Source organism: Micromonospora sp. NBRC 101691, assembly GCF_030269285.1.
In the GTDB taxonomy this organism is placed as follows: domain Bacteria; phylum Actinomycetota; class Actinomycetes; order Mycobacteriales; family Micromonosporaceae; genus Micromonospora; species Micromonospora echinospora.
On the sequence record NZ_BSTB01000002.1, the window covers coordinates 240,249 to 266,393 of the forward strand.

A 26,145-nucleotide genomic window follows, 5' to 3' on the forward strand; every position below is an offset into this window, starting at 1 on the left:
CCGGGGAGGTGCCGGACGTGAGCACGGTGGAACCGCCGGTGGACGTGCTGCTCAGCGACGGTACGACCGTCCAGTTGCGGCCGATCCACCCGGACGACGCGCCGGGCATCGTGGCGATGCACTCCCGGTTCTCCGAACGCACCCGCTACCTGCGCTACTTCTCCCCGTACCCGCGCATCCCGGAGCGGGACCTGCACCGGTTCGTGTACGTCGACCACCACGACCGGGAGGCGTTCGTGGTGCTGGCCGGCGACCGGATCGTCGCGGTCGGCCGGTACGAGCGGCTCGGCCCCGGCTCACCCGACGCCGAGGTGGCGTTCGTGGTGGAGGACGCCTACCAGGGGCGGGGCATCGGTTCGGTGCTGCTGGAGCACCTCGCCGACGCGGCCCGGCGCGCCGGGATCACCTCCTTCGTCGCCGAGGTGCTCCCGGCCAACGGGGCGATGCTGCGGGTCTTCGCCGACTTCGGGTACCAGGTCCAGCGGCAGTTCGCCGACGGGGTGGTGCACCTGAGCTTCCCGATCGCGCCGACCGAGCAGACCCTCCAGGTGCAGCGGGGCCGCGAGCAGCGCACCGAGGCCCGGTCGATCGCCCGGCTGCTCGCCCCACGAGGGGTGGCCGTCTACGGTGCCAGCGCCACCGGGCAGGGGGTCGGCGCGGCGGTGCTCGGGCACCTGCGGGACTTCGGGTTCGCCGGGGTGGTCGTCCCGGTGCACCCGAGCGCGGCCACGGTCGCCGGGCTGTCCGCGTACCCGTCGGCGGTCGAGGCCGGGGCGCCGGTGGACCTGGCGGTCGTCGCGGTCGCCCCGGAGGCGGTGCCGGCCGTGGTGGCCGACGCGGCGGCGGCCGGTGCGCACGGCCTGGTGGTGATCTCCGCCGGGTTCGCCGAGGCCGGCGCGGAGGGGGCGGCGGCGCAGCGGGCCCTGGTCCGCCAGGCGCATGCCGCCGGGATGCGGGTGGTCGGGCCGAACTGCCTGGGCATCGCCAACACCGACCCGGCGGTACGCCTCAACGCCACCGGAGCCCCGGTGCTGCCACCCGCCGGTCGGGTCGGCTTCTTCAGCCAGTCCGGCGCGTTCGGGGTGGCCGTGCTCGCCGAGGCGGACCGGCGCGGCCTGGGGCTGTCCAGCTTCGTCTCCGCCGGCAACCGGGCCGACGTCTCCGGCAACGATCTGCTCCAGTACTGGCAGGACGATCCGGCCACCGACGTGATCATGCTCTACCTGGAGACGTTCGGGAACCCACGCAAGTTCGCCCGGTTGACCCGGCGGATCGGCCGGGCCAAACCGGTGGTGGCGCTCGCCTCCCCGGCCCGTCCCGCCGCTCTGCCCGGCGGCCCGGACGAGGTGGCGGTCAGCGCGCTCTTCGCCCAGTCCGGCGTGATCCGGGTGGACACCGTGGCCGAACTCCTCGACGTCGGGGTGCTGCTGGCCAAGCAGCCGCTGCCCGCCGGCCGGCGGGTCGGCGTGGTCGGCAACTCCTCCGCGCTGACCGTGCTCGCCGCCACCGCCTGCGCGGCGCACGGACTCGACGTCGCCGTCGGCTACCCCCGCGACGTCGGGCCGCAGGCCGGGGCGAGCGAGCTGGCCCTGGCCCTGACCCGCACCGCCGCGGACGAGCGGGTCGACGCGCTGGTCGTGGCGTTCGCCCCGCCGCTGCCCGGACAACTGGCCGACACCGAGGCGGACCTCGCCGCCGCGCTCGTCGGCGTGCTGGACGTGGGGAAGCCGGTGGTGGCGACCTTCCTGGCCGGGGGACTCCCCGCCGACGTGCCGGCGTACTCCGGGGTGGAGGAGGCGGTCCGGGCGCTGGCCCGGGTCACCACGTACGCGGACTGGCTGCGTCGGTCCCCGGGCACCCTGCCCGAACTGCCCGACGTCGACGCCGTCGCGGCCGAGGCGGCGATCCGCGTCGACGGCCCCGACCAGGCCGACCGCCTGCTCGCCGCGTACGGCGTCGAAGTGGTCGGCTCGGTGCCGGTGCGCTCGGCCGACGAGGCCGTCGAGGCCGCCGGGCGGCTCGGTGTCCCGGTGGCGCTGAAGGCGGCGGCCGTCGGGCTGCGGCACCGCCTCGACCTCGGTGCGGTCCGCCTCGACCTGGCCGACCCGCTCGCGGTGCGCCGGGCGTACGACGAGATGGCGGCGGTCTTCGGTGCGGACGCCCTGGTCCAGGCGATGGTGCCGCCCGGGGTGGCGTGTGTGGTGGAGCTGGTGGAGGACCCGACGTTCGGGCCGGTGGTCGGCTTCGGGCTGGGCGGGGTCGCCACCGAGCTGCTCGGCGACCGGGCCTGGCGCGCGGTGCCGCTGACCGACCGGGACGCCCGCGAGCTGGTCGACGAGCCGCGCGCGGCACCCCTGCTGCGCGGCTACCGGGGGGCCGAGCCGGTCGACCGCGAGGCCCTGGTCGACCTGCTGCTCCGGGTCGGCCGGCTCGCCGACGAGCAGCCCCGCGTCCGGGCGCTCACCCTGAACCCGGTGCTGGTGCGCGCCGACGGCATCTCGGTGCTGCACGCCGGCGTCCGGATCGGCACCGCCGCGACCCGCCCGGACACCGGCCCCCGCCGGATCTGACCGTACGGCCCTGGCGGAGCAGCCGGCGTGAGGTCACCCCCGGCTGGAGATCTGCTGCACCGCCCAGCCGTTGCCGTCCGGGTCCTCGAAGAAGAAGAACCCGACGTTGTCCAGCGGGTCCGGCACCGGGCGCGGATTCTCGCCGACGACCTGGATCTCGCTGACCGGTACGCCGCGCGCGGTCAGCTCGGCGTGGGCCCGGCGCAGGTCCGGCACGACGAGCTGGAGTCCCTTGAGCGAGCCCGGTGGCATCCGGGGCACCGCACCGGTGCCGATCACCACCGAACAGCCCGAGCCGGGCGGGGTCAACTGGACGATCCGTACGTCGTCGCCCATCCGGGTGTCGTGGTCGACGGTGAAGCCGAGCTGCCGGGCGTAGAAGTCCCGGGCCCGGTCGACGTCGGTGACCGGCACCACCACGACCTCCAGCGTCCAGTTCACGACTGCCTCCCTCGATCGACGTCCGCTCCTGGTGGTCGCGGTCATTCTCCGCCGGGCACGGCCGAGGCCCCGGCGAACCGCCGGGGCCCTCGTGTGGTGCCGGTCAGCTGGCGTACGCCTCCAGCCGCTGCGCCCGCTCCGGGTCACGCAGCTTGAGCAGGGTCACCTTCTCGATCTGCCGGATCCGCTCCCGGGAGAGGCCGAACTCCCGGCCGACCTCGTCGAGGGTGCGCTGCCGGCCGTCGTCGAGGCCGAACCGGAGCCGGATCACCGCCTCCTCCCGCTGGGAGAGGGTGGCCAGCACGATCCGGACCTCCTGGCGGAGCTGCCCGTTGGCGATCTCGTCGCCGGGCTCCTGACGGGGGTCGACGGCGGCGACGAAGTCACCGAGGGCGCTCTCGCCGTCCTCGCCGACCGCCTGGTCCAGGCTGACCGGCTCCCGGTCGTACGAGATCAGCTCGATGATCTGGAACTCCGGCACCCCGAGGGCGACGGCCACCTCGCTGACGGTGGGCTCGCGGCCCAGCGACACCGAAAGCTCACGACGCACCCGGACCATCCGGTTGACCTGCTCGACCATGTGCACCGGGATGCGGATGGTGCGGGCCTGGTCGGCCATGGCGCGGGTGATGGCCTGGCGGATCCACCAGGTGGCGTAGGTGGAGAACTTGTAGCCCTTGGTGTAGTCGAACTTCTCGACGGCGCGGATCAGGCCGAGGTTGCCCTCCTGGATGAGGTCGAGGAAGGCCATGCCCCGCCCGGTGTACCGCTTGGCGATGCTCACCACCAGCCGCAGGTTCGCCTCCAGCAGGTGGTCCTTGGCGGCGCGGCCCTCGGCCGCGACGACCTCCAGGTCCGCCCGGAGCTGGGCGGAGACCGGGGTGCAGGTGTTCAGTTTCTCCTCGGCGAAGAGGCCGGCCTCGATCCGCTTGGAGAGGTCGACCTCCTGGGCGGCGGTGAGGAGCTTGGTCCGCCCGATGCCGTTGAGGTAGGCCCGGACCAGGTCGGTCGACGTGCCGCGCTCGTCGGTGGCGTCCAGGTCCACCAGGGTCTCCACGGACGCGTGGTCGTCGGTGTCGGTCGTGGCCGGGGTCATCGGGTGCTCGCTCATCTGCAGAACCATCTCTGTCGCCTCCCCGCGTCAACTTCGCGCGTACCGGGCCAGTGGCGCCGGTGACACACAGCTTGCCGTCAGGCGCGTGAAACGGGAGTGAGGCGATCGGGGAACCGACAGGAACAGCCGGCGAACGTGTGGCGCTGTTTGCGCTGGCCGGTTACGTTGCCACCGGTCGGCCAGCCAGGCCGCCACGACAAGATAATCGGAGGTCGGTGTGGTCTTCAAGAAACTCATGCAGGCGATGGGCGTGGGCGGTCCGTCGGTCGAGACGGTGCTGACCAACCCCAACTGCCGCCCGGGCGGACACCTGGAGGGGCGGATCCAGGTGCTCGGTGGGGACCACGCGACGGACATCGAGTACCTGGCGCTCGGCCTGGTCACCCGGGTCGAGGTGGAGAGCGGCGACAGCGAGTACGAGACCACCCAGGAGTTCCACCGCCAGCAGGTCACCGGCGCGTTCCGGCTGGAGGCCGGTCAGCGGTACGACGTGCCGTTCCGCTTCGAGGTGCCGTGGGAGACCCCGCTCACCACCCTCTACGGGCAGCACCTGCACGGCATGACGATGGGGCTGCGTACCGAGCTGGAAGTGGCCCGGGCGGTCGACAAGGGCGACCTGGACGCGGTCGCGGTGCACCCGCTGCCGGCCCAGGAGCAGATCCTCCAGGCGCTGCTGCGGCTGGGCTTCCGGTTCTCCCGCGCGGACGTGGAGCGGGGCCGGATCTACGGCGTGCAGCAGCACCTGCCGTTCTACCAGGAGATCGAGTTCTACCCCGCGCCGCAGTACGCCAGCGGGATCAACCAGCTCGAACTGACCTTCGTCACGAACCCGCAGCACATCCAGGTCGTCCTGGAGATCGACAAGCGGGGTGGCCTGTTCACCGAGGGACGGGACGCGTTCGGCCGGTTCACCGTGGACCACGCCTCCGCCCAGCAGACCGACTGGGCCGCCCAGCTCGACGGCTGGCTCCGCCAGTCGCTCCAGCGTCGCGGCCTCTTCTTCTGACCGACGCGATCGGCGGCTGCTCGTGCGACGGCGGGCGGGGCTCACAACCATCCGTGCCGGGCGGCGTGCCAGCCGAGCTGCATCCGGGTCTGCACGCCGGCGAGGTCCATCAGGTACCGCAGCCGCCGTTGCAGGGTCCGCAACGACAGGCCGAGCTGGGCGGCGACGACCTGGTCGGTGAGCCCGGCCAGCAGCAACCCCAGGACGCGTCGGTCCAGGTCGGTCGGGCTCCCGGCATCGCCCTCGGGCCGGTCGACCAGGCCACCCGCGACGGAGACGGTGAGCGGGTGGGCGTGCTGCCACACGATCTCGAAGAGCGCGTCCATCGCGGCCAACAGCCCGGTGCGGTGCAGCAGTACCGCACCGGGCTCCCCGGCGGCCGTGGCGGTCAACGGCACCAGGCCCAGTTCCGCGTCGGCCAGGATCAGCTTGATGGGCAGCGAGTCGACCACCCGGACCTCGACGCCGTCGCGCAGCGACTCCAGGGTCTCGGCGACCACGCCGGGTTCGGCGAGTGCCACCCGGTCCACCACCACCCGGAACCGCACTCCCTGGCGTACCGCCGACGACTCGACCGCGTTGGTGCCCGGTGGAACGGCGATGAACGGCAGCGTGACGAAGCTGCGTACCTCGTGTCGGGCGGCGTGCTGCACCTGGGCGAACCGGTGGCGGACCGCGTCGACCCCGGTGACCACCTCGAACAGTTCGTCGACGGCCCGTCCGGCGACCGCACTGCGGTACTCCTCGGCGAGGGTGACGAGCGCCAGTTCGGCGCTGCGCAGGGCGGTGCGTCGCTCGCTGATCAGCGCACCCAGCGCGACCGCGGGGGGAGCCACCGCGTACGTGTCGCCGGGCCCGTGCTTGACCAGGCCGTACGCCATCAGGCGGGTGAGTGCCGCGGTGACCGCCTCGTCGGACGTCCGCAGGGCGGTCGCGAGTTCGGTCGGATCGGCCTGCGCGCGGCGGACCAGCAGGCCGTAGACCGTCTCGTCCTCCGGACCCAGCCCCAGGGCGCCCAGCACCGGTGGCAGCCTCCCTCCGCCTGCGACGACACGGAGAGTATGGGACACGCGGCCCTGCCCCGCACAGTCCCCGACCTCGTCCGGTGGCTGGGACAGGCTCCCGTGGTGGCCGCAGGGGCGCCGAGCGGCCCCGGGACATGCCTCGTCCCGGGGCCGCTCGAACCATCTCACCGCAGGCCGTAGGCCCGGATGATCTCCTGCCGGATGGCGAACCCGGCATCGGCGCGGGCCGAGGCGCGCACCGAGACGAAACCACCGGGCCGCTTCGGCGGCGTGATCGAGCCGGTCCACCGGTTGTCGCTTCCCTTACGCAGGGTGACTGACTGCCAGTTCATGCCGTCGTCGTACGAGACCGCCAGGTCGACCCGGGTCACCCGGCCGGTGCCGGTGCCACCGGGCTGGGGACCGGCGGTGACGCTGATCGGTTGCCGGCGACCGGCGGGCACGTCACCGCGCAGGTCGGTCTCCAGCGCGTAGTCGAGCTGGAGCAGCGCGAACGGGACGAAGTTGTCGGCCTGGTTCGAGGAGGAGACGAAGTCCCACTCGGTGTGGGTCCGGGTGGAGAGCCGCCACCGCTCGGCCGGCCGTTCGGCGTCCAGCACCAGGCGGTACGGCAGTGTGCCGGCGGGCACCGCCTTCCACTGGAGGTCGGACGCGTACCGGTTCTCGTGCAGCAGCGTGTCGCCCTGGTAGAGCCGCAGGTGGGTCGGCATCTCGCCCCACTCGTGGTGGCCGCCGTGCTCCAGGGTGGCCCCGGAGGGGCTCCAGGCGTGCACGTTGACCTGGAGGTTGTCCCGGTAGCGGCCGTTCTGGAGGGCGAACGCCCGGCTGAAGGCCGGTCGGACCGCCGGGGCGAACCAGTCGTGCCGGGTGCTCGTCCCGCGGCGGTACGTGTCGTGGTGGGACGCGTCCAGCCAGGTGTCCTGCCGGTGCGTCTCGTGCCAGGCCACGTCCGGCGTGACCCACTCGGTACGGGTGCCGGGGTGCCGCTCGGCCTCCTGGAAGCCGAACGAGGGGCTGAACACCATGTCGTACCGGTAGCCGCTGCCCTCGGTGTCCCGGACGGCGTGGTGCCGGGCGTCGATCCGGGCCAGGTCGCGGTGGGTGGGTCGGTAGGTCAGCGGCCGGTCCGGCACCCGGTCGGAGTAGACCCGGACCAGGTCGTAGAGGTAGCCGGCGTACGGGGTCTGGGTCACCCCGACCATCCGGCCCTTCCGGGCCGCCGCGACGAGCTGCCGCCCGGCGTCGCGGTGCACGGTGACGACCGGGATCGGCGCGTCGCCGACGACCTCGTTGAGGACGCCGACGCCGTCGTTGACGACCACCAGGAGCGCCGCTCCCGCCTCGGCCGCCGCAGCGGCGCGCTCCGCCGGGCCGACGACGTCGCTGCGGGTGACCACCGCCACCGCGCCCCGGACGTCACGCCCGGCGTACTCGGCGGGGGTTCCGTTGCCCACGTGGACGGTGCGCAGCGTCCGGCTGCCGGCGGTCAGCGTGCTGCCCGGCTGGACGGTCGCGTCGATCGAGGGCAGGCCGGGCACCCGCAGCCCGAGCATCGGCTCGCCCTTGCGCCACCGGGTGGCCAGGGTGAACTCGCTCCGGACGGGCGACTCGGTCGGCGAGACGTAGAGGTCGTCGTAGCGCACCGGCAGTTGGAGGGCCTGGCGGAAGTCGCGGTTGCCGTCGCCGTACCGCACGGTGTAGTCGATCTTGCGTTGCCGGTCCTCGGTGCGCTGCGGGGTGGCGGTGTCGAGCAACCGGGCCCGGCGGGCGTCCAGCACCACCTCGGCGGGGCCGTCGAGCACCGTCTCCGGGTCGACCAGCAGGGCGAAACCGAGGGAGTCCGGCCGCTCGCCCGGCACGTCCAGCGTCGTCTGCACGGTGTAGGTGCCCGGCGGCAGGCGCAGCGTCCGCTCGCCGTCGACCGGGAACTGGTCGGTGAACTGCGCGCCGGCGCGGTGCACCACCACGGTCGAGCTGGCCGGCTTGCCGTCCCGGCCGCGCAGCGTCACCGTCAGGTCGTACCGCTCGTCCTCCTTGACCAGTCCGAGCGCGGTACGGGTCAGCGCCGCGCCGGTGGCGGCGTCGGTGCCCACCAGGTAGCCGGTGTGCCGGCCGGTCCCGTCGGTCCGGGGATCGCCGGTCACCGGGACCTCGGCGGTGCCGCCGGCCGGCACGGTCACCGAGGAGACGCCCAGGGTGAACGGGCCGGATCCGGTGACGGCGAGCCGGAGGGTGACCGGAGCGGTGCCGGAGTTGGTGAAGGTGACCGGTCGGGTAACCGGGGCGTCGGTGGGCTCGTGCGGCCAGTCGAAGCTGCCGAAGAACGCCGAGCCGGTGGCCCGTACGGTGCTGCGCACCACCGCCGCGACGTCCAGCCGGCCGGTGCCGACCTGGTAGGGCTGGTAGGTGTCGGCGAGGCCCCGGGCGCTGCTCATCAGCGCCTCCTTGAGTTGCGGTCCGGTCCACTCCGGATGCCGCTGGGCCAGGATCGCCGCGGCTCCCGCCACGTGCGGGGTGGCCATCGAGGTGCCGTCCATGCTCTGGTACATGCCGGTGCCGGGGGACTGCTGCGACCGGGCCGCGCTGATCGCCACGCCGGGCGCGGTGAGGTCGGGCTTGAGCCGCCCGGTGCCGGCCAGCGGGCCGGTGCTGGAGAACCAGGCCAGCTCGTCCTGCTTGTCCACCGCCCCGACGGTCAGCGCGCCGGCGGCCGTGCCGGGGGAGCCGATGGTCTCCGGGCCGGAGTTGCCGGCGGCGACGACGAAGAGGGTGCCGTGCTGCGCGGTGAGGTTGTCCACGGCGAGCGCCATCGGATCGGTCCCCGTGGTCAGCGAACCGTCACCGAGGCTCATGTTGACCACGTCCGCCCCGGACTCGACCGCCCACTGCATGCCGGCGATGATCCAGGAGTTCTGGCCGTACCCGGCGTCGTCGAGCACCTTGCCGACGATCAGGTCCGCTCCGGGTGCCACGCCCCGGTTCGCGCCACCGGAGGCCGCGCCGGTGCCCGCGATGGTCGAGGCGACGTGGGTGCCGTGCCCGTGGGCGTCGCGGACCTCCTCACCGGGCACGAAGCTGACCGTCCGGCCCAGCTGACCGGCGAGGTCGGGGTGACCGGCGTCGACGCCGGTGTCGAGGACGGCGACGGTGACCCCGCTGCCGTCGTGGCCGGCCGCCCAGGCCGCCGGCGCGCCGACCTGGGGCACACTCTCGGTCAGGCCGACCTTGACCCGGCCGTCGAGCCAGAGCTTGGCGACCCCACCGCCGAGCCCGCCCGCCGAGCGGGTCGCCGGAGCCGGGGTCAGGCTGGTCCACAGGGCGCGGGCCTGCTTCTTGTCGGCGGTCAGCGCCGCACCCCGGATGCTGGGCAGATCGCGTACGACGGTGGTGCCCCGAGGCGTGGCCGGGCGGGCCGCACGGTTCGCCGTCGGATAGGTGGCGATCAGTGGCAGGGTGGTGGAGCGGGCGTCGTCGTAGCCCATCTCGATGAGGTCGGTGACGTTGAACAACCGCCGGTCGAGCGTGCCGAGCAACGGCAGGGCCTCGTCGGGGAGGACGTACAGGTCGTCGCCGGTCTGCTGGACGCGGACCCCGCCGGTGGCGCCCTCCGGCCGGTCCACGTCGGCGGTGGCGCTGCCGTCGGCGAGCGTGGTGACGGTGACCCGGTCACCGGTGATCAGGGTGACCGTGTGGGAGTCCCGGGACGCGGCCGGTGGCGCCGGGGCCGGTCCGGCCGCCGTCGCGGGGGTCCGGACCGCGGCGACGCCGGCCGCGACCAGACCGGCCGCCGCGACGGCGGCGACCAGCCGGCGTCGGCCGGAGGCGAATGGGTACGAGGGGGAAGGCATGCGACGGTTCTACCGCCGTCGTCCGCGCCGGTGAACAGGGAACGATGGCGGGGTTACGCCACGGCGTCACCCCGCCAGCCGTGCCGACGTTCGGTCGCCCCCCACCCGGCGGGCGTGGCCGGTCAGAGGTCGAGGAGGATCGTCCGAGGGCCGACGTTGACGCTCTCGACCAGCATGTGGGCGCGGAACCGGCCGGTGGCGACCGTGGCGCCTCTCGACCGGAGCGCCTCGACGACCTCGGTGACCAGCGGTTCGGCCACCTCGGCCGGCGCGGCGGCGGTCCAGCTCGGCCGGCGTCCCTTGCGGGCGTCGCCGTAGAGCGTGAACTGGCTGACCACCAGGACCGGCGCTCCGGTCTCCGTCGCGGACCGCTCGTCGTCGAGGACGCGCAGCTCGTGGATCTTGCGGGCCATCGTCCGGGCGGTCTCCGGCGTGTCCGTGTGGGTCACCCCGAGCAGCACCAACAGGCCGTCGGTGATCGCCCCGACCACCTCGTCGTCCACCGTCACGCTGGCCCGGCCGACGGTCTGCACCACCGCCCGCATCAGGCGGTCACCGGCTCGACGAAGCCCCGCTCGACCAGGTGCGCCACGATCGGACCGGCGGCCTCGGCCAGCTCGTCCGGGGCGACGTCGTGCGCGGCGGCCAGCAGGGCGAGCTGGTCGCGCAGCGGCAGCCGGCCGTCCGCGCCCCCGACCAGGGCCAGCACGAGCGGGTCGATCTCCTCGCTCCACCGCAGCCCGTGCGGCGCGGCCAGCACCTGCCGGTCCACCGCCCAGCCGTCGTCGCCCATGGTCGCCTCCTGCCGGAGCTGCAACCCCTCGGCCGCCCGGAACCGGTGCGCCAACAGCCCCTCGGTGTCCTGCGCGCGCAGCCAGTCCTGCCGGTCGAACCACGTGGCGACGTGGTCACCCATCGGCGCCTCGACCCGCTGCCGCAGGTCCTCCACCCGGACCACCGGGTCGTCGTGGCCGCCGTTGCGCAGGTTGACGATGCCGAAGCCGACCGCCTCCACCTTGTGCGCGTCGAACCAGTCCAGCCAGGCCGCCATCCGGTGCGGGTCGGGGGTCTCGCCGACGTCGGTCAGCCACAGGTTCACGTACGCCATCGGGTCGGCCACCTCACGCTGGACCACCCAGGCGTCCAACCCGGTGCCGGCGAACCAGCCGGCGACCCGCTCGCCCCAGTCCTCGCCGGTGACGTGCACCCAGTTCGCGAGGTACTGCATGGTGCCACCGTCGGTGAGCAGCCCGGGGGCGGCGGCGGCGAGTTCCGCGCCGACCGCGTCGCCGACCCGGCCGGAGTCCCGGTAGACGTGGGTGGTCGTCCCCGGTCCGACCACGAACGGGGGATTGCTCACCACCAGGTCGAACCGGCGGCCGGCGACCGGGGCGACCAGGTCACCGCGGAGCAGCTCCCACTCCTGCCCGTTGAGCGCGGCGGTGGTCGCCGCGAACCGCAACGCCCGCGCCGAGACGTCGGTGGCGGTGACCCGGTGGGCGTGGGTGGCCAGGTGCAGGGCCTGGACGCCGGAACCGGTGCCGAGGTCGAGGGCGGTCTCCACCGGCCGGCGGACCGTCGCGCCGAGCAGGGTCTGCGTCGCCCCGCCCACGCCCAGCACGTGCTCGGCGGGCAGCGGGCCGGGCCGGGCGCTGGCCGGCAGGTCGGCGAGCATCCACCAGTCGTCCCCGTACGGCTCCAGGTCGATGCCGGCGCGCAGGCCGTCGCCGGACGGCTCGACCAGCCCGGCGTCGAGGGCCTCGGTCACGGTCAGCGGAGCGAGGGCGGCGGCGACCGACCCCGCCGGCTCGGTCTGCTCGCAGATGAACAGGCGGATCAGCGTGCCGAGTGGGTCTCGGCCCTCGGTCGCGCGCAGGGCGGCCCGGTAGTCGTTGCGGCCCATCGCCGCGGTGGCCTGCGGCCCGAGCCGGTCGGCGACCCCGGAGGCGGTGAAACCGGCGTCGGTCAGCGCGGTGCGCAACCGGTCGATCCCGGCGGGGGAGAGCAGCATGTCGTATTCGTCCACCTCGTCATCCTGCCTGCCCGTTCGGACGGCACCGGCACCACCCACGACATCCGGACCGGAGGACGGGCGCGGAGCACGTCGTCGTGACCACCCGCCGTCCGCGTGGCGATCCACTTCAACCCCGGCCCGGTACGTCGCGGCGGTCGGCCGAGCCCGGCCGGGCAGGATGAGGCACATGACGCTCTCGCTGCCCATCGACCCCGAGGCCAACCGGCTGCTCAACGACGATCCGCTGGCCCTGCTGGTCGGCATGGTCCTGGACCAGCAGATCCCGCTGGAGAAGGCGTTCACCTCGCCGTACGTGCTGGCTCAGCGGCTCGGGCACACGCCGGACGCCCGGGAGCTGGCGGCGTACGACCCGGAAGCGCTGGTCGAGGTCTTCGCCCGACCCCCGGCCCTGCACCGGTTCCCGAAGGCGATGGCCGCCCGGGTGCAGGAGGTGTGCCGGGTGCTCGTCGAACGGTACGACGGGGACGCCGCCCGGATCTGGACCGAGGCCGCGGACGGTGCCCAACTGCTGCGCCGCCTCACCGAGCTGCCCGGTTTCGGCCGGCAGAAGGCGCAGATCTTCCTGGCCCTGCTCGGCAAGCGGTTCGACGTCCAGCCGACGGGCTGGCGGGAAGCGGCCGGCGGGTACGGCGACGCGGACGCGTACCGGTCGGTGGCCGACATCACCGACGTGGCGTCGCTGCGCCAGGTCCGGGAGTACAAGCAGCAGCAGAAGGCGGTGGCCCGGGCGGCGAAGGGCTGAGCCGGCGCGTCCGCCCGTCGACGGTGCGGGTCGGCGGAACCGCTGCCCACTTGCGGAGCGCGGCGCGGGCCGGACCGAAGCGGTCGCGTCGATTGTCGCCGCCACCGGCCGCGAGGTGACAGGATGGGTCGAATCCCTCGAGGAGGTCGTGGTGAAGCGACAGGCGTACGAGCCGATCCTGATCACCGACGCCCCACGCAGCCAGAATGACCAGCTCAGCAGCCGCCAGCGACGGTATCTCGTGATGATGTCCATCCGGGCGGCCTGCCTGGTCGTGGGCGCGGTCCTGGTCAGTGTGCAGGCTCCACTGCTCTGGCTCTGGCTGCCGCTCTGCGGTGTCGGCATGGTGCTCATCCCCTGGCTGGCGGTGCTGATCGCCAACGACCGGCCGCCCAAGGAGGAGCACCGGATGTTCCGCCGGGCGCCGCGCCGGGAGGCACCGCCACCGCGAAGCCTCGCCGCCACCGAGGACCGCCCGCACCGGGTCATCGACGCCGAGCTGTAGCACCCGGCGTCACCGCACCGGCCGCGCCCCGATCCCGCCGACCGCGCGGGCACCCAGCTCACCGGCGCGGGCCAGCGCCACCGCCGGGGTCGCCCCGGCCAGCCAGCCGGCGAGCAGTCCGGCCGCGAAGGCGTCCCCGGCCCCGGTGACGTCCACCACCGTCACCCGCCGGGCGGACGCCGTCGTCACCGCGCCGTCCGGCCCGGCCCACACCGCGCCCGCCGATCCGCACTTGACCACCACGTGCCGTGCCGTGGCGGTCAGCGTCCGGGCCCGCTGCGTCGGATCGGTGCCGCCGGCGAGCACCTCCGCCTCGTCGGAGTTGACCAGGAGCAGGTCGACGTCGCGTACCCAGTCGAGGAAGGCCGCCGCGCCGACCCGCCGCAGCGGTGCCGCGGAGGCCGCGTCGACGCTGGTGGTGAGCCCGGCCGCGCGTGCGGCGGCCAGCGCCGCCAGTCCCGCGTCGCGCGACGCGGCGTCCAGCAACGGGTACGCCGACAGGTGCAGGTGCCGCGCGTCCGGCAGCGCGGCCAGGGCCTGCCGTACCTGTCCAGCGGACAACCGCTCGTTCGCCCCGCGCTCGGTGAGCATGGTCCGCTCCTCGCCCGACGCGAGCACCACCACGCTGCCGGTCGGCCGGTCGCCGTACGCGGTGACCGCGCAGTCCACCCCGCCCCGGGTCAGCTCGGCGACGCGGGCCCGGCCCGCCTCGTCGTCACCGACCGCCCCGACCAGGGTGACCGGTACGCCGATCTCGGCCAGCCAGGCGGCGGTGTTCGCGCCCTGCCCACCCCCGCCGACCCGGATCGCGGCCGGGGTGTCCGAGCCGGTCGCCAGCGGGCCGGCGACCACCGCGACCACGTCGGTCACGACGTCGCCGACCACCACCACCCGACCCGGACGGCTCATCCGGCGTCGGTCCCGGCGGCGGCCACCGCGATCCGCGCGGCCAGGTCCGCGTTGCGCAGGATGATCCGGACGTTCACCGCCAGGCTCGCCCCCTCGGTGGCCGAGTGGAAGTGGGAGAGCAGGTACGGGGTCACCGCCTTGCCGGTGATCCCGTCCCGGTCGAGCAGGGCCAGCCCGTCGGCGAGGGTCCGGTCGTGCAGGTCCCGGTCGAGCTGCTCGTCGGCGGGGAGCGGGTTGGCCACCACCAGTCCACCGTCGTGCAGACCGTGCGCGGCGCGGGCGGCCAGGACCGCCGCCACCTGCTCCGGCGAGTCGACCGACCAGTCCAGGTCGAAGCCGCCGTCGGTGACGAAGAAGCCCGGGAACCGTCGGGTGCGGTAGCCCACCACCCCGACGCCGAGCGTCTCCAACCGCTCCAGGGTCGCCCCGACGTCGAGGATCGACTTGACCCCGGCGCAGACCACCGCGATCGGGGTGCGGGCCAGGGTGGTCAGGTCGGCCGACTCGTCGAAGGACTGCGCGGCCTCCCGGTGCACCCCACCGAGGCCGCCGGTGGCGAAGACCCGGATTCCCGAGGCGGCGGCCACCGCGCTGGTCGCGGCCACCGTCGTCGCGCCGTCCACGCCGGTCGCGGCCGCCACCGCCAGATCGCGTACGGAGAGCTTCGCCACGCCGTCGGCGGTGGCCAGCCGGGTCAGCTCGGTGTCGTCGAGCCCCACCACCAGCCGGCCGCCCACCATGCCGATGGTCGCCGGCACCGCGCCCGCGTCCCGTACCGCCTGCTCGATCTGCCGGGCCACCCGCAGGTTGTCCGGCCGGGGCAGCCCGTGCGAGACGATGGTGCTCTCCAGGGCGACCACCGGACGCCCGGCCCGCAGCGCCTCGGCCACCTCACCGCCGTGTTGAATGTGAAAGTCGGTCACGCCGCCACCGTACGACGCGGGCCTGGGGCCTCTCCGTTGGACCATGCGGAAGTGACCTGCCAAACTGAAAAGTTGGAGGTGCGACGTGAGCACAGAGGTTCTCGAGCGTCCGGAGCTGAAGGACGCCGACACCGGTCCGGAGATGTTCCACTACGTCCGGAAAGACAAGATCGCCGAAAGTGCCGTGATGGGCACGTTCGTGATCGCGCTCTGCGGGGAGACGTTCCCGGTGACCAAGGCGGCCAAGCCCGGTTCCCCGGTCTGTCCCGCGTGCAAGGAGATCTACGACTCCTGGGGCGACTGACCGTGGGCGGCCCGCCCGGCCGCCCACGTAACCTGCGGCGGTGACCACCTCCACCGCCCTGCTCCTGGCCGACCTGGTCGGCGTGGCCGTCTTCGCCGCCTCCGGGGCGTCCGCCGCGGTGGCCAAGCGGCTCGACCTCTTCGGTGTCGTCTTCGTCGGCTTCGTGGCCGCGCTCGGCGGCGGCATCCTCCGGGACCTCGTCGTCGACGAGGTCCCCCCACTCGCCTTCGCCGACTGGCGTTACGCCGCCACCGCCGTGGTCACCTCGGCGATCGTGTTCCGGTGGCACCCCCACCTCGCCCGCTTGCGGACCACGGTGCTGGTGCTGGACGCGGCCGGACTGGCCCTGTTCACGGTCACCGGCACGCTCCGCGCCCTGGACGCGCAGGTGCCGCCGGTCGGCGCGTGCCTGGTGGGCATGTTGACCGGGATCGGCGGCGGCCTCGTCCGGGACCTGCTCACCGGGGAGATCCCGGTCGTGCTGCGCCGGGAGATCTACGCCGTCGCCGCCCTGGTCGGTGCGACCGCCGTGGTGGCACTGGACGGTCTCGGCCGCACCGGCCCCGCCCCGCTGACCGCCGCCGCGGCCCTGGTCTTCGGGCTCCGCCTGGTCGCGCTGCGCCGGCGGTGGTCCGCCCCGGTGCCCACCTTCCGGCCCCCACCCCACGCCGACGGCCCACCCGCCTCCTGACGGCGGGGTTCTGCTCCGGTGGCGGGTGGCTGGGCGGGCTCGCGCGTTGGTTGGTTGCAGGGGACCCTTCCTACCGCTTTCTGCCGAGCAGGGGACCCCTGCAACCACCTCAGCGGCGGGCGACGACGGCGGGCGGTGAGCGGCGGGAAGGCGGGCGGCGGACGGTGGGAGGGGCGGAAGAGCCCGTGGGACGGCGTGGTGGTGACGTGGTGGTGGTGACGTGGTGGGTGTGACCGAGGGCGCGTGGTGTCGCCGGGCACCCGGCGGGGTGTCCTGGTTATGCTGATCCGGCCTTCGCGGCATCCGGCGCGGAGGCGTTTTCATGGGCGGCGGTATCCGTGGCCCCGGGCCGGGTTCCGCCTGCGGCGGTCGGAAGAACCTACGGCGGTCGGAGAGGAGCGGTTGCGTGCCTGCCCCGTTGCCGGCGATCGAGACGTTTCCGTCACTGCGTGCCTGGCAGCGCAAGGCTCTGGTGGAGTACCTGCGTCGCCGGGACCCCGACTTCACCGCGGTCGCCACCCCCGGCGCGGGTAAGACCACCTTCGCCCTGCGGATCGCCGCGGAGCTGCTCGTCGACGGCACCGTCGACGCGGTCACGGTGGTCGCGCCGACCGAGCACCTGAAGACCCAGTGGGCGCTGGCGGCGGCCCGGATCGGCATCCAACTCGACGCCGCCTTCCGCAACGCGGACCTGCACTCCTCCGCCGACTTCCACGGCGCGGTGGTCACCTACGCGCAGGTCGGGATGGCCCCGCACGTGCACAAACGGCGCACCCTGACGCGTCGGACCCTGGTCATCCTCGACGAGATCCACCACGCCGGGGACTCCCGCTCCTGGGGTGACGGGGTGAAAGCGGCCTTCGAGCCGGCGGTGCGCCGGTTGATGCTCACCGGTACGCCGTTCCGCTCGGACGACAATCCCATCCCGTTCGTCACCTACGAGCGGGGTGGGGACGGCCTGCTCCGTTCCCGCGCCGACTCGGTCTACGGCTACTCCGACGCGCTCCGCGACGGCGTCGTCCGGCCGGTGCTCTTCCTGGCGTACTCGGGGGAGACCCGGTGGCGTACCAACGCGGGGGACGAACTGGCCGCCCGGCTGGGCGAGCCGATGACCCAGGATCTCGTCGCGCAGGCCTGGCGGACCGCCCTCGACCCAGCCGGCGACTGGATGCCGCAGGTCCTGCGCGCGGCGGACGCCCGGCTGACCGTGCTGCGTAAGGCGGGGATGGGCGACGCCGGTGGCCTGGTGATCGCCAGTGACCAGCAGAACGCCCGCTCGTACGCCAAGCTGATCGAACAGGCGACCGGAGAGAAGGCCGCCGTGGTCCTCTCCGACGACGCCGGCTCCTCGGCCCGGATCGCCACCTTCTCCGCGTCCGACCAGCGCTGGATGGTCGCGGTGCGGATGGTCTCCGAGGGGGTCGACATCCCCCGTCTGGCGGTCGGCGTCTACGCGACCAGTGCCAGCACGCCGCTGTACTTCGCCCAGGCCATCGGACGGTTCGTCCGGGCCCGCCGGCCGGGGGAGACCGCCTCGGTCTTCCTGCCGAGCGTGCCGCACCTGCTCGGGCTGGCCAGCGAGATGGAGGCCGAACGCGACCACGTGCTCGGCAAGCCCAAGGAGCAGGAGGGTTTCGACGACGACCTGCTGGAGCGGGCCCAGCGGGACGACCAGGCCAGTGGCGAGCTGGAGAAGCGCTTCACCGCGCTCTCCGCCACCGCCGAGCTGGACCAGGTGATCTTCGACGGCGCGTCGTTCGGCACCGCCGCCCAGGCGGGCACCCCCGAGGAGGAGGAGTACCTCGGCCTGCCCGGCCTGCTCACCGCCGACCAGGTTTCACTGCTGCTGAGCAAGCGGCAGGCCGAGCAACTCGCCGCCCAACGCCGACGGGCCGCCACCCGGACCGCGGAACCGGTGGCCGCCGCGCCACCGCCCCCGATGAGCGCCGCCCAGCGGCGGGTGGCTCTCCGGCGACAGCTCAACGCCCTGGTGGCCGCGCGGCACCACCGCACCGGCCAACCGCACGGCAAGATCCATGCGGAGTTGCGCCGGCTCTGCGGCGGGCCGCCGAGCGCCCAGGCCACCATCGAGCAGCTGGAGGAACGTATCGCCACCGTCCAGACCCTCTGACCGCCGGCGCGTCCCGGCGGGCGGCCGTCGGGATCCGGGCGGGTGAGGGGGTGTGGACCGGGCGGGAACGGAACATGCCCCGCGCCCGGTTCCGGGCGCTGTGTGGAGAGCCGCAGGGCCGGTGCCGGGCTCTGAGGGGTCGCCAGCGGCCCGGGACCGGCAGAGGGCTGCCCGAGGGCGCGTCAGGGGCTGCCGGAGCGTCCTGCGGTGGCCCGGAGGGGCGGCCGGGCCGTTGGAGAAACGCGGGCACCGGGTCGGGTCGGAGCATACGAAAGGACCGGGAGCCCCGTGGGGCTCCCGGTCCGTATGTCGGGTTTGCGGTTAGTTCGCCATCAGATCGGCGCCACGCCAGGTGAACTCCGGGTCCGTCGCGTACCGCACGGTGATCTTCACCAGATCCTCCGCGTACTTGTTCGCGTGGTGCCCACAGAACACCAGCTCGCTCCCACCAGCCAGAGTGATGCGGAGCTTGCCGGCAGCATTGCAGCGGTCGCACCGTTCATCGGCAGCTGGGGGAGCCACCGTCTCGGGCGGCGGCGTGAGGGTCGGGGTCATCGCCTTCCTCCTCTGGTCGTCACCGATGAACACTCTCGTCGGTCATTGCTCACCTATCGTGCAACACCCTTGCCGGGCTTTGCCTTCCCAGTGTGCCCGCGGGGGACCGGGGTCACACATGGGAGACAGTGTGCCGTGCACCAAGGGTGCCACGTCAACGATCACAATCGTGCAACCGGCCGGTCGGCATGGCGTGTTGTACGTGTGGTGATCAAACCGACACCGTTTGTTGACGTGGCCGCTCAGTCCAGGTAGTCACGCAGAACCTGGGACCGGGACGGGTGCCGGAGTTTCGACATGGTCTTGGACTCAATCTGCCGGATGCGCTCCCGGGTCACCCCGTACACCTGACCGATCTCGTCCAGCGTCCGTGGCTGACCGTCGGTCAGGCCGAAGCGCAGCCGGACCACACCCGCCTCGCGCTCGGAGAGCGTCTGGAGGACCTGCTGGAGCTGGTCCTGGAGCAGCGAGAACGACACCGCGTCGACCGCGACCACGGCCTCCGAGTCCTCGATGAAGTCACCGAGCTGGCTGTCCCCCTCGTCACCGATCGTCTGGTCCAGGGAGATCGGCTCCCGAGCGTACTGCTGGATCTCCAGCACCTTCTCGGGTGTGATGTCCATCTCCTTCGCCAGCTCCTCCGGGGTGGGCTCGCGGCCCAGGTCCTGGAGCAGCTCGCGCTGGATCCGGCCGAGCTTGTTGATCACCTCGACCATGTGCACCGGGATGCGGATGGTGCGGGCCTGGTCGGCCATGGCGCGGGTGATGGCCTGGCGGATCCACCAGGTGGCGTAGGTGGAGAACTTGTAGCCCTTGGTGTAGTCGAACTTCTCGACGGCGCGGATCAGGCCGAGGTTGCCCTCCTGGATGAGGTCGAGGAAGGCCATGCCCCGCCCGGTGTACCGCTTGGCGAGGGAGACCACCAGCCGCAGGTTCGCCTCCAGCAGGTGGTTCTTGGCCCGCTCGCCGTCCCGGGAGATCCAGCCCAGGTCGCGCTGCATCTCGCGGGTGAACTTCTCCTCGCCCTCCTCGGCGAGGCGCAGCCGCTCGGCGGCGTAGAGCCCCGCCTCGATCCGCTTGGCGAGTTCCACCTCCTGCTCGGCGTTGAGCAGCGGGACCTTGCCGATCTGCTTGAGGTACGCGCGGACGGAGTCGGCGGAGGCGGTGAGTTCGGCGTCCCGCCGGGCCTGCTTGAGGGCCTCGGACTCCTCGTCGTCCCACTCGAAGTCGTTGTCGCTGGCGGAACTGGCCGCGTCGGCCTCGGCGGCCTGGGCCAGCTCGACCGGCTCCTCGACGACCACGTCCTCGATCTCGGCGGCGAGTTCCTCGGGATCGATGTCGCCGTCGGGACCCTCGCCCTTGGCCTTGCCGGCGGCCTTGGCCGGGACGCCGGGAGCACCCGCCCCGGCGGTCGCCTTGGTGGCCCGGGTCGCCTTGGCGGCCTTGGCCGGCGTCGCCTTGGCGGCCCCGGCCACGGTGGCGCCGGCGGCCTTGCGGGGGGCGGCCTTGCGCGGGGCCGGTGTCGCCTCCTCGGCGGCGGGGGCCTGCTTCGGGGCCGGGGCGGCCGTCTTCTTGGTGGTCTTGGCGGTGGTGGCCCGGGACGCCGGTGTGGCCGACCGGGCGGCGGCGACCCGGCGGCGGGTGCTCGCCGAACCGTCGACCACCACGGTCACGCCCGCGTCGGAGAGCGCGCGCAGGATCTTCTTGGCCTGGGCCGGAGTCACCTCAGCGGACTCGACGGTGCGCGCGAGCTGGGCCGACGTCAACTGTCCGCCGGCGCTCTGCGCGTGGGCGATCAGCGTGTCGGTGAGCGAGCGTACGTCGGCGCCGGTGTGGCGGGGTTCTGTCACGAATGACCTTCCGGAGGCGATGAGCGAGCACGGCCGGGTTCGTCCGGCGCAGCATGGGGCACCGCGTCGGGCGATGTGGTTGAGGGACCCCCGTGTCCCGGGCCGGCCGGTCGTCTGGCGGTCCGTGGCGCGTGGGCAGGGGTGAATTGTAACGCCGTCTGCGGCGATCATCCTGCGCCGCACGGCGTACCGGCGGCCGGAGGCCGCGAAATTGGCGAACTTGTGGACTTTGTAAGGATGATACTCGCGGGCGACACGGACGTCCCGGACGTGCGGAAGGGGACACCATGGGCGCGGCGAGGCCAGCGGAACTGCTCGAGGTTGCCGTCGGGGTGGTCCGGGCGGCGGCCGCGACGGCCCACCGGATGTGGGGCGAGGGAGTCGCGGCGGTCGCCACCAAGAGCACCGCCACCGACGTGGTGACCGCCGCCGACCGGGCGGTGGAGAAGCAGGTCACCGGGGAACTGCGCCGGCTGCGCCCCGGGGACGCGGTGCTGGGCGAGGAGTACGGCGAGGGCCCGCCGGCCGCCGCCGGGGGCGTCCGGTGGATCGTCGACCCGATCGACGGCACGGTCAACTACCTCTACGGCCTGCCGTACCACGCGGTGTCGCTGGCGGCCGAGGTCGACGGCCGGGTGGTCGCCGGCGTGGTCCGCAATATCGCCACCGGCGACGAGTGGACCGCCACCCTCGGCGGCGGCGCGTACCGGGCGGGACGGCGGCTGCGGGGCTCCGCCGAGACCGATCTCGGTCAGGCGCTGGTCGCCACCGGATTCGGCTACGACCCGGCCCGCCGGGCGCACCAGGCGCGGGTGGTCGCCGAGCTGATTCCGCACGTACGGGACATCCGCCGGCTGGGGGCCGCCGCGCTCGACCTCTGCCTGGCCGCCGAGGGACGCGTGGACGTGTACTACGAGAAGGGGCTGGCCGCCTGGGACATGGCCGCCGGCGCCCTGGTGGCGGCCGAGGCGGGGCTGCGCGTCACCGGGCTGCGGGGGAGTGCCCCCGGCCCGGACATGCTGGTCGCGGCGCCACCCGCCCTGTACGACGCGCTGCACGACCGGCTCGCCGACCTGGACGCCTCCGGCGGGCCGTGACGTCCGCCCTCCGGCCCGGACCCGGGTGGGCCCGGGCCGGAGGGTGACGACCGGCTAGTCCTCGACCGGCGCCGGGCAGGTGTTCTCCGGCGCCTGGGGCGAACCGAGGTCGCCGAGGGACTGGTTGACCTCGGTCAGGGTGGCGAGCTGCTGGAAGCCACTGCCGATCACCACGTCCACCACGTCGTCCTCGCGCTTGGCGTCGTACTCGTAGACGGCCTGGTTGAGGAAGTACGCGCGGAGCAGGTGGGCCGAGCCGACGCCCTTCGGCCCGTACCGCAGGGCGGCCACCTCGTCGACGGAGCGCTTCTGCGGGTCGTTGCTGGCCTTCTTCACCTGGAAGTTCCGGTTGCGGAAGTCGTCGGCCACGCTGGTGGCCAGGCCCGCCTTCTCGGTGGCGTTGTAGACGTTGATCTTGACGTCCTTGGACTCGCGCAGGGTGACGTCGGCCAGCGGCCACCCCGCCGGACAGCCCTTCGCGGTGCCGGCGTCGCTCTGGCTGTCCTTGACCAGCGCCACGACCGAGAAGACCAGCGCGAAGACCGCCAGCAGACCGACGACAACGAGTGCTCGCACTCGCGCAAAGCTCATCTGGGCGCTCCCCCGGGAGAGGTGGACGAGGACGGCCCACGACGGGGCGGCCGTACGGACGGGCCGTCGGGTACGCCGCTGAGGTTATCGGTTGTCCGGCGGACGCGTGGAAACAGCCGGACATGCCGGCGCGCCGACCGGCGAGCGGGTAGGACTACCCCTATCTTCGTGTCGCCTGAGTCACATTGGGAACATCTTTGGGGACGAGGGCGTACATCCATGCCACGAGAGCGGTATACATGCCTCGCCCAGAGGGGGGTAAGGTACCGCGCTCGCTGGGGGACGTTCCTCTGGCAAGCCCCGACCCGACCGGCCGTCGGGTCGGGTGACCGACACTGTGGTGGCCGGCCAGCGGAACCGGAACAGCGTCGTCCGGCGTGACAACCGGGTAGCGACCATATCGAAATGGGAGAGTGAAACCGATGGCCACCGACTACGACGCCCCGCGTCGCGACGAGGTCGACCTCGGCGAGGACAGCCTGGAAGAGCTCAAGGCCCGGCGGGTCGACTCACAGTCGGGCGCCGTGGACGTCGACGAGGCCGAGGTGGCCGAGAGCTTCGAGCTTCCCGGCGCCGACCTGGCCGACGAGGAGCTGACAGTCAAGGTGCTACCGATGCAGCAGGACGAGTTCCGATGTGCCCGCTGCTTCCTGGTCCACCACCGCAGTCAGCTCGCGACCGAGCGCAACGGGGAACTGATCTGCCGCGAGTGCGTCTGACCGTGTCCCCGCGACGGTTCCCCGGAGACGTCGCGGGACGCGATCGTCGTGCGCCGCTGTGCGGGAGCTGCTTCACTCGGTGACGGTGCGGGTGGTTTCCCGGACGGCGCACGACACGGGAGGGCGACGGTATGAGCGGACGCGGGACGGAGCCGACCCCGGAGCCGGCGACCACGGCGGGGTCGGGCCCGTCGCCCGACAGCATTCCAGGGGGCCCGTCGCCCGACAGCGTTCCAGAGGGCCGGTCGCCCGACGACGGACCAGGGGGCCGGTCGCCCGACGGGGGACCGGGGGACACGTCGCCCGGTGGCGGACCGGGGGGCCCGTCGGCCGGCGACGAACTGGGGGCGACCGTCGCCGCGCTGACCGCCGACGACCTGCCCGCCGGGCGGCGTCGACAGCTGCTGACCCGGCTGGTCGGTCAGGCCCGCGCCCGAGGTCTGACCGACCTGTTCAAGCCCCGGGCCGCGCTGCGCTGGATGACCGAGACGGTCGGCGAGATCGCGCCGTACGTACCCGTGCGGGACCTGGCCACCCTGCGTCGCCACCACGCCGGGCTGGAGGGCGAGGCGCTCGCCGAACGCCTGGTCCGCAACGCCTCCCGGGCGACGGCGGGGGTGGGTGCGGCCGGTGGCGGCGTCGCCGCCGTGGAGTGGGCGGTCACCCCGACCCTGCTCTCCGCGCCGGTGCTGCTGGCCGCGGAGACCGTCGCCGTGGTGGCGATCGAGCTGAAGCTGATCGGTGAACTGCACGAGGTCTACGGCGTTCCGCTGCCGGGTGGGGGCACCCCGCGCGCGGTGGCGCTGCTGCACTCCTGGGCCAGCCAGCGGGGCATCAACCCGATGGCGCCCGGCGTCGGGGTGGCGGCGGTACTCGGCACGGCCGCCCGGCGGGAACTGCGGGACAGCCTGCTCAAGCGCTTCGGCCGCAACCTGACCACGCTCGGGCCGTTCCTCACCGGCGCGGCGGTGGCGAGCTACCTCAACCGGCGGGCGACCCGCTCGGTGGGCGACCAGATCCGGGCCGACCTGCGCTGGCAGCGGCGCGGACTGCCCGGCCTGCCGCCGATCGTGTCCTGACCGCCGTCCGGCCCGAGGCGGGCGTGGTCACCCCTGCCGGCCGGGGCGGGCGGAATCAGCCGCCGGTCGGGTCGGCGGCCTCGGCGGAGACCGTCTCCCGCCGGCCGGTGGCGGCGTCCCGGGCCGCCAGCAGGGCCGCCGCGAGCCGCACCGGGTGCCGGGTGCTGACCACCCAGAACGGGGTCGGGTCGGCCGGGTCGTCGAGCAGCACCTGCACCGCACCGGAGACCCACGGCCGCTGTACCACGAAGGCGAGCGGGTCGGCCCCGACGCCGAGCACCTCGCGCCGGCCGTCCGCGTCCAGCGGCACCACGTCGGCCACGAAGCGCACCGGCAGGCGGGCGTCGTCCACCCGCAGTTCGCCGTCGCCGACCGCGACGCGGATCCGCCCCAGCCACCACAGCCCGGCGGCGGTGGCCGGCAGGAGCACCACGAACGGCAGCCAGGCCCGCACGCCGGGGGCGCCCATCCAGATCTCGACGGCGAGCAGCAGCGCGACCGCGACGCCGCCCAGCCAGAGCCACCACGGCAGGGTGAGCCGCTCGGCGTGCGTGCCGGGTGGGCTGGGCGGGGAGGAAGGCGACAGGCTCACAGTCCGAGGGTACGGCGCGGCGCGGGCGTCCGAACCGGCAGGATGGCAGGGTCACCGGAGCGAACCGGAGGAAGAGGCGACGTGAACGACCCTGTACCCGTACCCGTACGGCAGCTCGACCCGCAGTTGCCGCTGCCGGCGTACGCTCATCCCGGCGACGCCGGGGCCGACCTGGTGGCGGCCGTCGACGTCGACCTGGCGCCGGGCGAGCGGGCCCTGGTGCCCACCGGCGTCGCCCTGGCGCTGCCCGACGGGTACGTCGGCCTGGTGCATCCGCGCTCCGGACTCGCCGCCCGGCTCGGCGTGACGGTGCTCAACGCTCCCGGTACGGTCGACGCCGGCTACCGGGGTGAGATCATGGTCAACCTGATCAACCACGATCAGGTGAGCCCGGCGAGGATCTCCCGTGGCGACCGGATCGCGCAGCTCGTCGTGCAGCGGGTGGAGCGGGTCGCTTTCCATCCGGTGACCGAGCTGCCCGACTCGCGTCGCGGGGCCGGTGGACACGGGTCGACCGGCGGGCACGCCGGCCTCGTCCCACCGCCGGCCGACGGCGGGGCGGGCGGGCGACCAGACGGAAGAGGTGGCACGGTGAGTGCGAACAGCGGAGGGTGGGCGCAGTGATCTTCTCTCGAAAGCGGGCCGGTTCCGGGCGGCACGCCCGCGACGAGCGGGCCGCGGAGTCCCGGGTCGGGCCGGACACCGACGAGTCGACCGCGGGCGCGGCGGCCCGCGGCCCGTACGACATCTCCGAGGTGTCCGACGACGTCCAGCGACTCGACCTGGGCAGCCTGCACATCCCGGCGGTGCCCGGGGTGGAGGTGCGGGTGCAGGCCGACCCGCAGGGCGTGGTCCAGCAGGTCGTGCTGGTGCACGGGGAGAACGCGCTCCAGCTCGGGGTCTTCGCCGCGCCGCGCAGCGACGGCATCTGGGACGAGGTCCGCGAGGAGATCCGGCAGTCGTTGTTCAACGACGGGGCCGCCGCCCAGGAGATGCCGGGGGAGTACGGCACCGAGCTGCGGGCCCGGGTGCGCACCCCGGACGGCATCACCGACCTGCGGTTCATCGGGGTGGACGGCCCGCGCTGGATGGTCCGGGGCGTCTACCAGGGCGTCGCGGCGGTCGACCCGGCGGCGGCCGGTCCGCTGGCCGAGTGCCTCGACGGGCTGGTGGTCGACCGGGGGCAGGAGGCGAAGCCGGTGCGGGAGCCGCTGCCGCTGCGCCTGCCCAAGGAGGTCGCGGCCCAGCACCAGGCGCAGGCGGCGGCCCAGGGCGCCGACGGCTCCGCCGAGGCCTGACCGGTCCCCCCGACCGGCGGCACCGGGAAGTGCGACCGTCGGCGTACGCTGACGGGGTACGCCGGCCCGGTGCCGGCTCGGTCGGGTACCGGGCCGCCGGTCGGCGGGGAGAGGGTGACG

At 73.8% G+C, this 26,145-nt stretch carries 24 protein-coding genes; 12 read left to right on the forward strand and 12 right to left on the reverse strand.

The genetic code is table 11. The features are described from left to right. Positions 1 to 17 precede the first annotated feature (17 nt). Entirely contained in the window at positions 18 to 2,570 is a 2,553-nt protein-coding gene (locus QSK20_RS05095) for a bifunctional acetate--CoA ligase family protein/GNAT family N-acetyltransferase (protein WP_285787381.1), read from the forward strand. Positions 2,571 to 2,603: 33 nt separating this feature from the next. On the opposite strand, the gene QSK20_RS05100 is transcribed toward QSK20_RS05095, so the two are convergent. Beyond that, positions 2,604 to 3,011 carry a VOC family protein gene (locus tag QSK20_RS05100; RefSeq protein WP_285787382.1) on the reverse strand — a complete coding sequence of 136 codons (408 nt, stop codon included), beginning with the start codon at positions 3,009 to 3,011 and terminating at the stop codon, positions 2,604 to 2,606. Between the two features lie 103 nt (positions 3,012 to 3,114). Further along, the gene (gene sigB, locus QSK20_RS05105; protein WP_285787383.1) at positions 3,115 to 4,122 is read right to left on the reverse strand and encodes an RNA polymerase sigma factor SigB; all 1,008 of its coding nucleotides are present in this window, start codon (positions 4,120 to 4,122) and stop codon (positions 3,115 to 3,117) included. Between the two features lie 220 nt (positions 4,123 to 4,342). Here sigB and QSK20_RS05110 point away from each other — a divergent pair, with 220 nt between their 5' ends. Next, on the forward strand, positions 4,343 to 5,131 hold the full coding sequence (locus QSK20_RS05110) for a sporulation protein (protein ID WP_285787384.1): 789 nt from the start codon (positions 4,343 to 4,345) through the stop codon (positions 5,129 to 5,131). Positions 5,132 to 5,172: 41 nt separating this feature from the next. Here QSK20_RS05110 and QSK20_RS05115 read toward each other — a convergent pair whose 3' ends face one another. The 4 genes from QSK20_RS05115 to QSK20_RS05130 form a co-directional block, all read right to left on the reverse strand. Next, positions 5,173 to 6,153: a helix-turn-helix domain-containing protein gene (locus tag QSK20_RS05115; protein WP_285787385.1), complete on the reverse strand. Its 981-nt coding sequence runs from the start codon at positions 6,151 to 6,153 to the stop codon at positions 5,173 to 5,175. Positions 6,154 to 6,320: 167 nt separating this feature from the next. Beyond that, the gene (locus tag QSK20_RS05120; RefSeq protein WP_285787386.1) at positions 6,321 to 10,004 is read right to left on the reverse strand and encodes a S8 family serine peptidase; all 3,684 of its coding nucleotides are present in this window, start codon (positions 10,002 to 10,004) and stop codon (positions 6,321 to 6,323) included. 122 nt (positions 10,005 to 10,126) lie between these two features. Further along, positions 10,127 to 10,549 carry a D-aminoacyl-tRNA deacylase gene (gene dtd, locus QSK20_RS05125; protein ID WP_285787387.1) on the reverse strand — a complete coding sequence of 141 codons (423 nt, stop codon included), beginning with the start codon at positions 10,547 to 10,549 and terminating at the stop codon, positions 10,127 to 10,129. After that, the gene (locus QSK20_RS05130) at positions 10,549 to 12,030 is read right to left on the reverse strand and encodes a DUF7782 domain-containing protein (protein ID WP_285787388.1); all 1,482 of its coding nucleotides are present in this window, start codon (positions 12,028 to 12,030) and stop codon (positions 10,549 to 10,551) included. Before QSK20_RS05130 ends, dtd begins: the two co-directional genes overlap by 1 nt. 166 nt (positions 12,031 to 12,196) lie before the next feature. Here QSK20_RS05130 and QSK20_RS05135 point away from each other — a divergent pair, with 166 nt between their 5' ends. Together QSK20_RS05135 and QSK20_RS05140 are read left to right on the forward strand one after the other, a co-directional pair. Beyond that, entirely contained in the window at positions 12,197 to 12,781 is a 585-nt protein-coding gene (locus QSK20_RS05135) for an HhH-GPD-type base excision DNA repair protein (RefSeq protein ID WP_285787389.1), read from the forward strand. Between the two features lie 151 nt (positions 12,782 to 12,932). Then, complete coding sequence (locus tag QSK20_RS05140) at positions 12,933 to 13,286, forward strand: DUF3099 domain-containing protein (protein ID WP_285787390.1); 354 nt, start codon at positions 12,933 to 12,935, stop codon at positions 13,284 to 13,286. Positions 13,287 to 13,295: 9 nt separating this feature from the next. Here QSK20_RS05140 and QSK20_RS05145 read toward each other — a convergent pair whose 3' ends face one another. Next, positions 13,296 to 14,195 (reverse strand): carbohydrate kinase family protein, encoded by a 900-nt coding sequence (locus QSK20_RS05145; RefSeq protein WP_285787391.1) that lies wholly within the window; start codon positions 14,193 to 14,195, stop codon positions 13,296 to 13,298. Continuing rightward, the gene (locus QSK20_RS05150; RefSeq protein ID WP_285787392.1) at positions 14,192 to 15,118 is read right to left on the reverse strand and encodes a pseudouridine-5'-phosphate glycosidase; all 927 of its coding nucleotides are present in this window, start codon (positions 15,116 to 15,118) and stop codon (positions 14,192 to 14,194) included. The genes QSK20_RS05145 and QSK20_RS05150 overlap by 4 nt, the downstream gene beginning before the upstream one ends. A gap of 85 nt (positions 15,119 to 15,203) precedes the next feature. Here QSK20_RS05150 and QSK20_RS05155 point away from each other — a divergent pair, with 85 nt between their 5' ends. The 3 genes from QSK20_RS05155 to QSK20_RS05165 all read left to right on the forward strand — a co-directional run bounded on the left by QSK20_RS05155 (position 15,204) and on the right by QSK20_RS05165 (position 18,244). Next, positions 15,204 to 15,422 (forward strand): DUF3039 domain-containing protein, encoded by a 219-nt coding sequence (locus tag QSK20_RS05155; RefSeq protein ID WP_145833625.1) that lies wholly within the window; start codon positions 15,204 to 15,206, stop codon positions 15,420 to 15,422. Positions 15,423 to 15,462: 40 nt separating this feature from the next. Continuing rightward, on the forward strand, positions 15,463 to 16,113 hold the full coding sequence (locus QSK20_RS05160) for a trimeric intracellular cation channel family protein (RefSeq protein WP_285787393.1): 651 nt from the start codon (positions 15,463 to 15,465) through the stop codon (positions 16,111 to 16,113). 406 nt (positions 16,114 to 16,519) lie between these two features. Then, entirely contained in the window at positions 16,520 to 18,244 is a 1,725-nt protein-coding gene (locus QSK20_RS05165; RefSeq protein ID WP_285787394.1) for a DEAD/DEAH box helicase, read from the forward strand. 321 nt (positions 18,245 to 18,565) lie between these two features. Here the strand turns inward: QSK20_RS05165 and QSK20_RS05170 are convergent, their stop codons facing one another. Next, the gene (locus QSK20_RS05170; protein WP_091463143.1) at positions 18,566 to 18,799 is read right to left on the reverse strand and encodes a DUF7455 domain-containing protein; all 234 of its coding nucleotides are present in this window, start codon (positions 18,797 to 18,799) and stop codon (positions 18,566 to 18,568) included. 242 nt (positions 18,800 to 19,041) lie between these two features. Then, positions 19,042 to 20,649 (reverse strand): RNA polymerase sigma factor, encoded by a 1,608-nt coding sequence (locus QSK20_RS05175; RefSeq protein ID WP_285787395.1) that lies wholly within the window; start codon positions 20,647 to 20,649, stop codon positions 19,042 to 19,044. A gap of 287 nt (positions 20,650 to 20,936) precedes the next feature. Here QSK20_RS05175 and QSK20_RS05180 point away from each other — a divergent pair, with 287 nt between their 5' ends. Beyond that, a complete protein-coding gene (locus QSK20_RS05180; protein ID WP_285787396.1) occupies positions 20,937 to 21,746 on the forward strand; it encodes an inositol monophosphatase family protein in 810 nt (269 codons plus the stop codon). A 54-nt stretch (positions 21,747 to 21,800) separates the two neighbouring features. Here the strand turns inward: QSK20_RS05180 and QSK20_RS05185 are convergent, their stop codons facing one another. Next, positions 21,801 to 22,322, reverse strand: a complete 522-nt coding sequence (locus tag QSK20_RS05185) for a LytR C-terminal domain-containing protein (RefSeq protein WP_285787397.1) — start codon at positions 22,320 to 22,322, stop codon at positions 21,801 to 21,803. A gap of 437 nt (positions 22,323 to 22,759) precedes the next feature. On the opposite strand from QSK20_RS05185, the gene QSK20_RS05190 reads away from it, so the two are divergent. Beyond that, entirely contained in the window at positions 22,760 to 23,056 is a 297-nt protein-coding gene (locus QSK20_RS05190; protein WP_088980060.1) for a DUF4193 domain-containing protein, read from the forward strand. Positions 23,057 to 23,187: 131 nt separating this feature from the next. Beyond that, complete coding sequence (locus QSK20_RS05195; protein WP_285787398.1) at positions 23,188 to 24,135, forward strand: hypothetical protein; 948 nt, start codon at positions 23,188 to 23,190, stop codon at positions 24,133 to 24,135. Between the two features lie 55 nt (positions 24,136 to 24,190). Here the strand turns inward: QSK20_RS05195 and QSK20_RS05200 are convergent, their stop codons facing one another. Then, entirely contained in the window at positions 24,191 to 24,727 is a 537-nt protein-coding gene (locus QSK20_RS05200) for a DUF3093 domain-containing protein (RefSeq protein WP_416900541.1), read from the reverse strand. 42 nt (positions 24,728 to 24,769) lie between these two features. On the opposite strand from QSK20_RS05200, the gene dut reads away from it, so the two are divergent. Together dut and QSK20_RS05210 are read left to right on the forward strand one after the other, a co-directional pair. Beyond that, a complete protein-coding gene (gene dut / locus QSK20_RS05205; RefSeq protein WP_285787399.1) occupies positions 24,770 to 25,351 on the forward strand; it encodes a dUTP diphosphatase in 582 nt (193 codons plus the stop codon). Further along, positions 25,348 to 26,025, forward strand: a complete 678-nt coding sequence (locus QSK20_RS05210) for a DUF3710 domain-containing protein (protein WP_285787400.1) — start codon at positions 25,348 to 25,350, stop codon at positions 26,023 to 26,025. Before dut ends, QSK20_RS05210 begins: the two co-directional genes overlap by 4 nt. The last annotated feature ends 120 nt before the right edge of the window (positions 26,026 to 26,145 follow it).

What these genes read in the sequence shown, in the direction of transcription:
- sigB (WP_285787383.1), bottom strand. Translation starts at nt 4,122, where the DNA reads ATGAGCGAGCACCCGATGACCCCGGCCACGACCGACACCGACGACCAC.
- QSK20_RS05120 (WP_285787386.1), bottom strand. Translation starts at nt 10,004, where the DNA reads ATGCCTTCCCCCTCGTACCCATTCGCCTCCGGCCGACGCCGGCTGGTC.
- dtd (WP_285787387.1), bottom strand. Translation starts at nt 10,549, where the DNA reads ATGCGGGCGGTGGTGCAGACCGTCGGCCGGGCCAGCGTGACGGTGGAC.
- QSK20_RS05135 (WP_285787389.1), top strand. Translation starts at nt 12,197, where the DNA reads ATGAGGCACATGACGCTCTCGCTGCCCATCGACCCCGAGGCCAACCGG.
- QSK20_RS05145 (WP_285787391.1), bottom strand. Translation starts at nt 14,195, where the DNA reads ATGAGCCGTCCGGGTCGGGTGGTGGTGGTCGGCGACGTCGTGACCGAC.
- QSK20_RS05170 (WP_091463143.1), bottom strand. Translation starts at nt 18,799, where the DNA reads ATGACCCCGACCCTCACGCCGCCGCCCGAGACGGTGGCTCCCCCAGCT.
- QSK20_RS05180 (WP_285787396.1), top strand. Translation starts at nt 20,937, where the DNA reads ATGGGCGCGGCGAGGCCAGCGGAACTGCTCGAGGTTGCCGTCGGGGTG.
- QSK20_RS05190 (WP_088980060.1), top strand. Translation starts at nt 22,760, where the DNA reads ATGGCCACCGACTACGACGCCCCGCGTCGCGACGAGGTCGACCTCGGC.
- QSK20_RS05195 (WP_285787398.1), top strand. Translation starts at nt 23,188, where the DNA reads ATGAGCGGACGCGGGACGGAGCCGACCCCGGAGCCGGCGACCACGGCG.
- dut (WP_285787399.1), top strand. Translation starts at nt 24,770, where the DNA reads ATGGCAGGGTCACCGGAGCGAACCGGAGGAAGAGGCGACGTGAACGAC.